Raw genomic sequence first — 6,602 nt, forward strand, 5'->3', positions numbered from 1 at the left:
ATGGAAGCACCGTGCAAGGACCCGCTGTCGGGGCATTTTTCATGCCCCGATCACCGTATGCAGATCGTCATGAACCGGTGCAGCCGGTCCTGAACAGGTTAATCCGTAGTTCGCATAATCAGTATTATGTAATTAATAAAGACGATCAGATTAGCCACACCAATCTATTCACCACTTACGAATATGCATTATATCAAGGTGTTACGCACCATTTCTGATCTGAAATCGGCCAGCCCCTCCGTGATCCGGATGCACTGGTCCTCAGAGATGCTCACGCTCCTACCACGCAGGTCTCGACTCGGCACAGATTCGCAGTTTATGAGAGAACCGCAGGAGTTTAACCATGACCGCAGTTCTCTTTCTGAACGGACCGAACCTCAATCTCTTGGGAACGAGGCAGCCCGAAGTTTACGGGCGCACCACTCTCGCCGATATCGAGGCCATGTGCCAGGACGCCGCCAATAGCCGCGGCGTGACCGTCGCCTTTTACCAGAGCAACCACGAAGGCGCGCTGCTCGATGCAATCCACGCGGCGCGCGGCACCTATGACGGGATCATCCTCAACGCCGGTGCTTATACCCATACTTCGGTTGCTCTCATGGACGCCATCAGCTCGGTCGCCATTCCGACGATCGAGCTGCACCTGTCGAATGTGCATGCGCGCGAGGCGTTTCGCCATCAGTCCTATATCGCCCGCGTGGCGCTTGGTGTCATTTGCGGCTTTGGGGCGCAGGGCTATGTTCTGGCGCTCGATGCGATGCTGGGCCATCTGGAGCGTGCCTGATGATCGAAGCCGCAAGGGTCAATGCCCTGCTCAATGCCGCCACCATCGAGGAGCTCTGGGATCATCACACCCGGTTCATGGCAGAGTATGGCTTTGACAGGCTGATCTATGGCTACACCCGCTATCGCACCGCAACCTCGCTGGGCGATCCTGATGATTTCCTGATGCTGACGAATCACGATCCTTGCTACACGGATGTGTTTGTCGGCGATGGCCTCTATTTCAACGCGCCGATGGTCCGTTGGGCGCTAGAGAATGACGGGGCCTGCTCGTGGTCTGTGCTGCGCCGCATGACCGAGAGCGGCACGCTGACCCCGGAAGAGCGTCGCGTGGTCGAGTTCAACCATGCCCATGGCGTGACCGCCGGCTATTCCATCAGCTTCAAATCCCTCAGCCCGCGCACCAAGGGCGCAATTGCCCTCACCGCCGCGAAAGGCACGCCACAATCAGAGGTGGATGCCCTCTGGGAGCGTTGCGGCGAGCAGATCCTCGCCCTCAACAACGTGGCCCATCTGCGCATCCTCTCCCTGCCCTATACCGCGCCCGGCCGCGCCCTGACCCCTCGCCAACGCGAGGTGCTGGGCTGGGTCGGCGACGGCAAGACGATTCAGGACATCGCCACCATCATGGGCCTGACCCCGGCGACGGTGGAAAAACACCTGCGCCTCGCGCGTCAGGCCCTGTCGGTCGATACCACGGCCCAAGCGGTGCTCAAGGCGGCGTTTCACAACCAGATCTTCTTTCTCGAGAAATAAGCAAAAGAAATCCGTGCCTTATGTCATGGTATGGATTCCCTTACTTTCGCAAGTTGACGTAACGTAGCATTATCACACCGTTCCGTGAGTGGTGGCTATTTTGCCTGGGAACATGTGGGCGGCATCGTTTGGTTATATTGACAGGCGGTGTCACTCGCTCCGGCTAATCCGGAAGTCGGCCGTTGGTTCTTATTCTTCGGGACTGACGGTCGACGCTACCTGATCGGCGTTTCATCCCCAATAGACGTCCCGGTCAAGAAACGGTGCCCTCCCCAAGGATGGCACCGTTTTTTTGTGCCCTACGGTCGAAACAAAAAAAGCGCCCCGTTGGGGGCGCCCGTCTTGGTTGAACTGTCGTCGTATCAGCCCTGAGCGACCTTGGCCACTTCCGCGGCAAAGTCCTCTTCTTTTTTCTCGATGCCTTCGCCCACTTCCAGACGCACGAATGCGGTGATTTCGGTCCCGGCTTCCTTGGCGGCTGCGGCAACGGTCAGGTCGGGGTTCATCACAAAGGACTGACCCATCAGCGTCACCTCTGCCATGAACTTGGCCATGCGACCCACGATCATCTTTTCGATGACCGCGTCCGGCTTGCCGGATTCGCGCGCGATGTCGATCTGCACCTGACGCTCTTTTTCGACAATCGCCGGGTCCAGAACGTCCTCGTTCAGCGCGGCGGGGTTGGTTGCGGCCACATGCATCGCAACCTGACGGGCAAAGCCCTCATCGCCCTTGAACGCCACGAGAACGCCGATCTTGCCCATGCCCTCTGCCGCGGCATTGTGGACATAGGCCACCACGCCATCGCCTTCGACACGCGCCATGCGGCGCAGCGCCATGTTCTCGCCAATGGTGGCGATCTTGTCGGTCACGATATCCGCGACGGTCTTGCCGTTCACGGTCGCAGCCTTCAGCGCCTCCACATCGGCCACGCCAATCGCGGCACCGGCAATCGAGGCCACCATGCCTTGGAAATCGGCATTCTTGGCAACGAAATCGGTCTCGGAATTGATTTCGACCGCGACACCCACGCCGCCCGCAACCTTGACCGCAACCAGACCCTCGGCAGCGGTGCGCCCGGATTTCTTGGCGGCCTTGGCCAGCCCCTTGGTGCGCAGCCAGTCAACCGCTGCTTCCATGTCGCCATCGGTCTCGGTCAGCGCTTTCTTTGCGTCCATCATACCTGCGCCCGTGCTCTCGCGCAGTTCTTTTACCATTGCAGCAGTGATCGCCATCTCGGCTCTCCTCAAATTCGGTCTCGGGATTGGGGGCGGGATACCCCTGCCCCCATGTCAGTTTGATGACGGCGTTTCAGCTTTCGGCTTCGGCCAGAGCTTCTTCAACCGGCAGGTTTTCCAACGCGCCCATGTCAACGCCTGCGGCGCCCAACTGGGCCGACATGCCATCCAGAGCGGCCCGGCTGACCAGATCGCAATAGAGCGCAATGGCGCGCGCCGCGTCATCGTTGCCGGGGATGATGTAGTCAATGCCATCGGGCGAGCAGTTGGTGTCGACGATGCCCACAACCGGGATGCCCAGCTTGTTGGCTTCGGCCACGGCCAGGGCTTCTTTCTTGACGTCGATCACGAACAGCATGTCCGGCACGCCGCCCATCTCACGAATACCGCCAAGGCTTGCTTGGAGTTTGATCTGGTCGCGCTCGATGCCAAGACGCTCTTTCTTGGTCAGGCCCTCAGCCCCTTGCTCCATCATCTCGTCGATCTGTTTCAGACGCTGGATCGATTTTGACACGGTCTGCCAGTTGGTCAGCGTGCCACCGAGCCAACGGTGGTTCATGTAATACTGTGCGCATTTCTCTGCGGCTTCGGCGATCGGCTGAGCCGCCTGACGCTTGGTGCCGACAAAGAGGATGCGGCCATTCTTGGCCACGGTTTCGCGGATCGCGTTCAGTGCTGCATCGAGCAGCGGAACGGTCTGCGTGAGGTCCATGATATGGATGCCATTGCGCGCGCCATAAATGAATTCGCCCATGCGGGGATTCCAGCGCTGCGTCTGGTGGCCAAAGTGAACGCCAGCTTCCAACAACTGACGCATCGTGAACTCGGGAAGAGCCATTACAAAGTTCCTTTTCCGGTTTTCGCCTCGACACGGGAAGAGAAGCGGATGCTTCAACCGGTGGACGGTTGGGGATTTCTCCCCCAACAGCCCGCCCATGTCTGCGGGTTACAGTGGCGCGCGTATACCTGCCCTCTGCCCACTATACAAGCCCCGCTCAGGTATTTTGAACGCCGCGTTCCCGTGGCCCCGATGCCCCATTGTGAGCGCGCCTCATTATGCCTAGATATCCGCGTGATCCTCTGGATGGAACCGGTATGAACACCCCCTTTGACGATCTGCCCCCACCGCCGCGCAAGCCAAAACGCTTTGGCGGTCTGCGCGCATCCTTCCTGACCGGGCTTGTGGTGATTGCCCCCGTGGGCCTCACGGTCTGGCTGATGTGGACGCTGATCGGTTGGGTCGACGGCTTTGTGCTGCCGCTCATTCCCGCGCAGTATCAGCCCGAACAATATATCGGCATCAACCTGCGTGGTGTGGGCGTCATCATCTTCCTGATCTTCACGGTTCTGGTGGGCTGGATCGCCAAGGGGTTGATCGGGCGGTCCCTGATCCTTTTCGCGGAATCGCTTGTGAACCGGATGCCAGTGGTGCGCTCGATCTATTCCGGCGTGAAACAGATCGCCGAGACGGTCTTTGCCCAATCTGAACGCAGCTTCGAGAAAGCCTGCCTTGTGGAATATCCGCGCAAGGGGATCTGGGCCATCGGCTTTATCTCGACCGAAGCGCGCGGCGAAATCAGCGACAAGGCCCGCGCCCAAGGCGAAATCCTCAGCATTTTCGTGCCCACAACGCCCAACCCGACCTCGGGCTTTCTGCTCTATTTCCCGCGCGAGGACGTGATCGAGCTTGAGATGACGATCGAGGATGCCGCCAAACTGGTGATTTCCGCCGGTCTGGTCTATCCCGCCGAGCGCACCGATGCAGAGCGCAACAGCCAAGGGCGCGCCTGACCCCGCTTCATCTGGCCTGAAATACCTCGGGCGTCCGGGGGCAGCGCCCCCGGCCTCTCGCCTCAGAGCGCCGTCCAACCGCCATCGACGCTGATCGTCGTGCCGGTGATCTGCGCCGCCGCATCCGAACACAGAAAGAGCGCCGTGCCGCCCAGTTGCTCGGTCGTGGCGAATTCCTTGGACGGTTGCCGCTCGAGCATGACCTTCTCGATCACTTCCTCGCGCCCCATGTCGTATTTCTTCATCGTGTCGGGGATCTGCGCCTCCACCAGCGGGGTCAGCACATAGCCCGGACAGATCGCATTGGCGGTGATCGGCTCTTTCGCGGTTTCCAGCGCCGTGACCTTGGTCAGGCCCACGATGCCATGCTTGGCCGCCACATAGGCCGATTTATAGGGGCTTGCGGTCAGGCCATGGGCGCTCGCGATATTGATCACCCGGCCCCAACCCGCCTTGCGCATCATCGGCAGGGCTGCGGCGGTGGTGTGAAACGCGGACGTGAGGTTGATCGCGATGATCGCATCCCACTTGTCGCTCGGAAACTCGTCAATCGGCGCCACATGCTGAATACCCGCATTGTTCACGAGGATGTCACAGCGCCCCGCCTTCTCGATCAAGGCCCGGCATTGATCACCCTTGGACATGTCGGCCTGAATATAGCGCGCCTCGACGCCGGTCTCCTTGGCGATTCTCGCGGCCAGCGCGTGATCCTCTTCCGAATCGGTAAAGGAGTTCAGCACCACATTGACCCCGGCGCGCGCCAGTTCCTCGGCGATGCCAAGCCCGATGCCGGAATTGGAGCCAGTGATGATAGCGGTCTTGCCTTTGACGGTCATACCCGTTCTCCCAATGATTATTGCGTGTGCAACATAGATGCTGCATCCGCGAAATGCACGGGGAATAGCCATCACGCTCTCGCGACGGGCACAAAAAAACGCCCGCACGAAGCGGGCGTTAAGTTATTGAGGCAGGTTTCATACAGGCAAGAAACCTATCGAGCAGTGCCCCCTTTATAAGCAATCCTGCGCCGCAGTCCAAGCTAAAAGTTTGAAAAGCCTTGAATCCCTCTTTAGGGTCCGGCCCAACGAAACAAGGCCATCAAGGGATTGTCGCTGAAATGAGATCAGATTTGTTCCGCAGCCTTTGGGCCGGACTGACCGCGATAATCCTGTTTGGTATCGCCTCTCCGGGGCTGGCCCAGCCTCAGCATGGCATAGCTATGTATGGGGCCCCGGCGCTCCCACCTGATTTTGTGTCGCTCCCCTACGCCAACCCCGATGCGCCCAAGGGTGGCCGGGTCGTGACTGGCAATGTGGGCGGCTTTGATTCGCTCAATCCCTTCATCCTGCGCGGCACGCCGCCCTGGCAATTGGCCGACCTCACCCACGAGACATTGATGGGCCGGTCCTGGGATGAACCCTTCTCGCTTTACGGTCTTTTGGCCGAATCGGTCGAGACGGACGAGGACCGCCGCTGGGTCGAATTCACCCTCCGCCCCGAGGCCCGATTCTCGGATGGCGCCCCCGTGACCATCGAGGATGTGCTCTGGTCCTACGAAATACTGGGCACCGAAGGCCACCCGCGCTATCGCGGCTTCTGGACCAAGGTGGCCAGCATCGCCCAAACCGGCCCGCGCTCGTTGCGCCTGACCTTCACCGAGGACGACCGCGAATTGGCGCTGCTGGCGGGCCTGCGCCCGATCCTGCAAAAATCTCAATGGGAGGGGCGCGACATCGCGCAGGCGGCGATTGACGACATCCCCCTTGGCACCGGCCCTTATGTGGTCAGCGATTACGAGGTCAATCGCCACGTCACCCTGAAACGCAATCCCGACTATTGGGGCCGCGACCTGCCCCTGCGGCGCGGCACCCATAATTTCGACGAGATCCGCATCGAATTCTACGGCGACGACACCGTGCTCAAAGAGGCGTTCAAGGCAGGGCTGGTCAGCTATGTGCGCGAATTCAACGCCGAGGCTTGGGCCAGCCAATATGATTTCCCCGCCGTCACACGCGGCGAGATCACCTTAAGCGA

Annotated in this window: 7 protein-coding genes; 4 read left to right on the plus strand and 3 right to left on the minus strand. The window is 60.0% G+C overall.

The features are described 5' to 3' along the window. Window positions 1-343: 343 nt before the first annotated feature. Together aroQ and KBT70_RS04615 are read left to right on the plus strand one after the other, a co-directional pair. The gene (aroQ, locus tag KBT70_RS04610; RefSeq protein ID WP_296629349.1) at window positions 344-784 is read left to right on the plus strand and encodes a type II 3-dehydroquinate dehydratase; all 441 of its coding nucleotides are present in this window, start codon (window positions 344-346) and stop codon (window positions 782-784) included. Continuing rightward, window positions 784-1,539 carry a LuxR family transcriptional regulator gene (locus tag KBT70_RS04615; RefSeq protein WP_296629351.1) on the plus strand — a complete coding sequence of 252 codons (756 nt, stop codon included), beginning with the start codon at window positions 784-786 and terminating at the stop codon, window positions 1,537-1,539. The genes aroQ and KBT70_RS04615 overlap by 1 nt, the downstream gene beginning before the upstream one ends. Before the next feature lie 362 nt (window positions 1,540-1,901). Here KBT70_RS04615 and tsf read toward each other — a convergent pair whose 3' ends face one another. Both tsf and rpsB read right to left on the minus strand, forming a co-directional pair. Beyond that, entirely contained in the window at window positions 1,902-2,774 is an 873-nt protein-coding gene (gene tsf / locus KBT70_RS04620; protein ID WP_296629352.1) for a translation elongation factor Ts, read from the minus strand. A 76-nt stretch (window positions 2,775-2,850) separates the two neighbouring features. Then, on the minus strand, window positions 2,851-3,615 hold the full coding sequence (gene rpsB / locus KBT70_RS04625; protein WP_296629355.1) for a 30S ribosomal protein S2: 765 nt from the start codon (window positions 3,613-3,615) through the stop codon (window positions 2,851-2,853). A gap of 257 nt (window positions 3,616-3,872) precedes the next feature. Between rpsB and KBT70_RS04630 the strand changes: the two genes are divergently transcribed. Next, window positions 3,873-4,568 carry a DUF502 domain-containing protein gene (locus KBT70_RS04630; RefSeq protein WP_296629357.1) on the plus strand — a complete coding sequence of 232 codons (696 nt, stop codon included), beginning with the start codon at window positions 3,873-3,875 and terminating at the stop codon, window positions 4,566-4,568. A gap of 62 nt (window positions 4,569-4,630) precedes the next feature. Here the strand turns inward: KBT70_RS04630 and KBT70_RS04635 are convergent, their stop codons facing one another. Next, a complete protein-coding gene (locus KBT70_RS04635) occupies window positions 4,631-5,404 on the minus strand; it encodes a 3-hydroxybutyrate dehydrogenase (protein WP_296629358.1) in 774 nt (257 codons plus the stop codon). Between the two features lie 383 nt (window positions 5,405-5,787). Here KBT70_RS04635 and KBT70_RS04640 point away from each other — a divergent pair. Continuing rightward, the coding region (locus tag KBT70_RS04640; protein WP_296629359.1) for an extracellular solute-binding protein at window positions 5,788-6,602 on the plus strand (815 nt) is incomplete at its 3' end.

The sequence above is a fragment of the Roseovarius sp. genome (assembly GCF_018066915.1).
Taxonomy (GTDB): domain Bacteria; phylum Pseudomonadota; class Alphaproteobacteria; order Rhodobacterales; family Rhodobacteraceae; genus Roseovarius.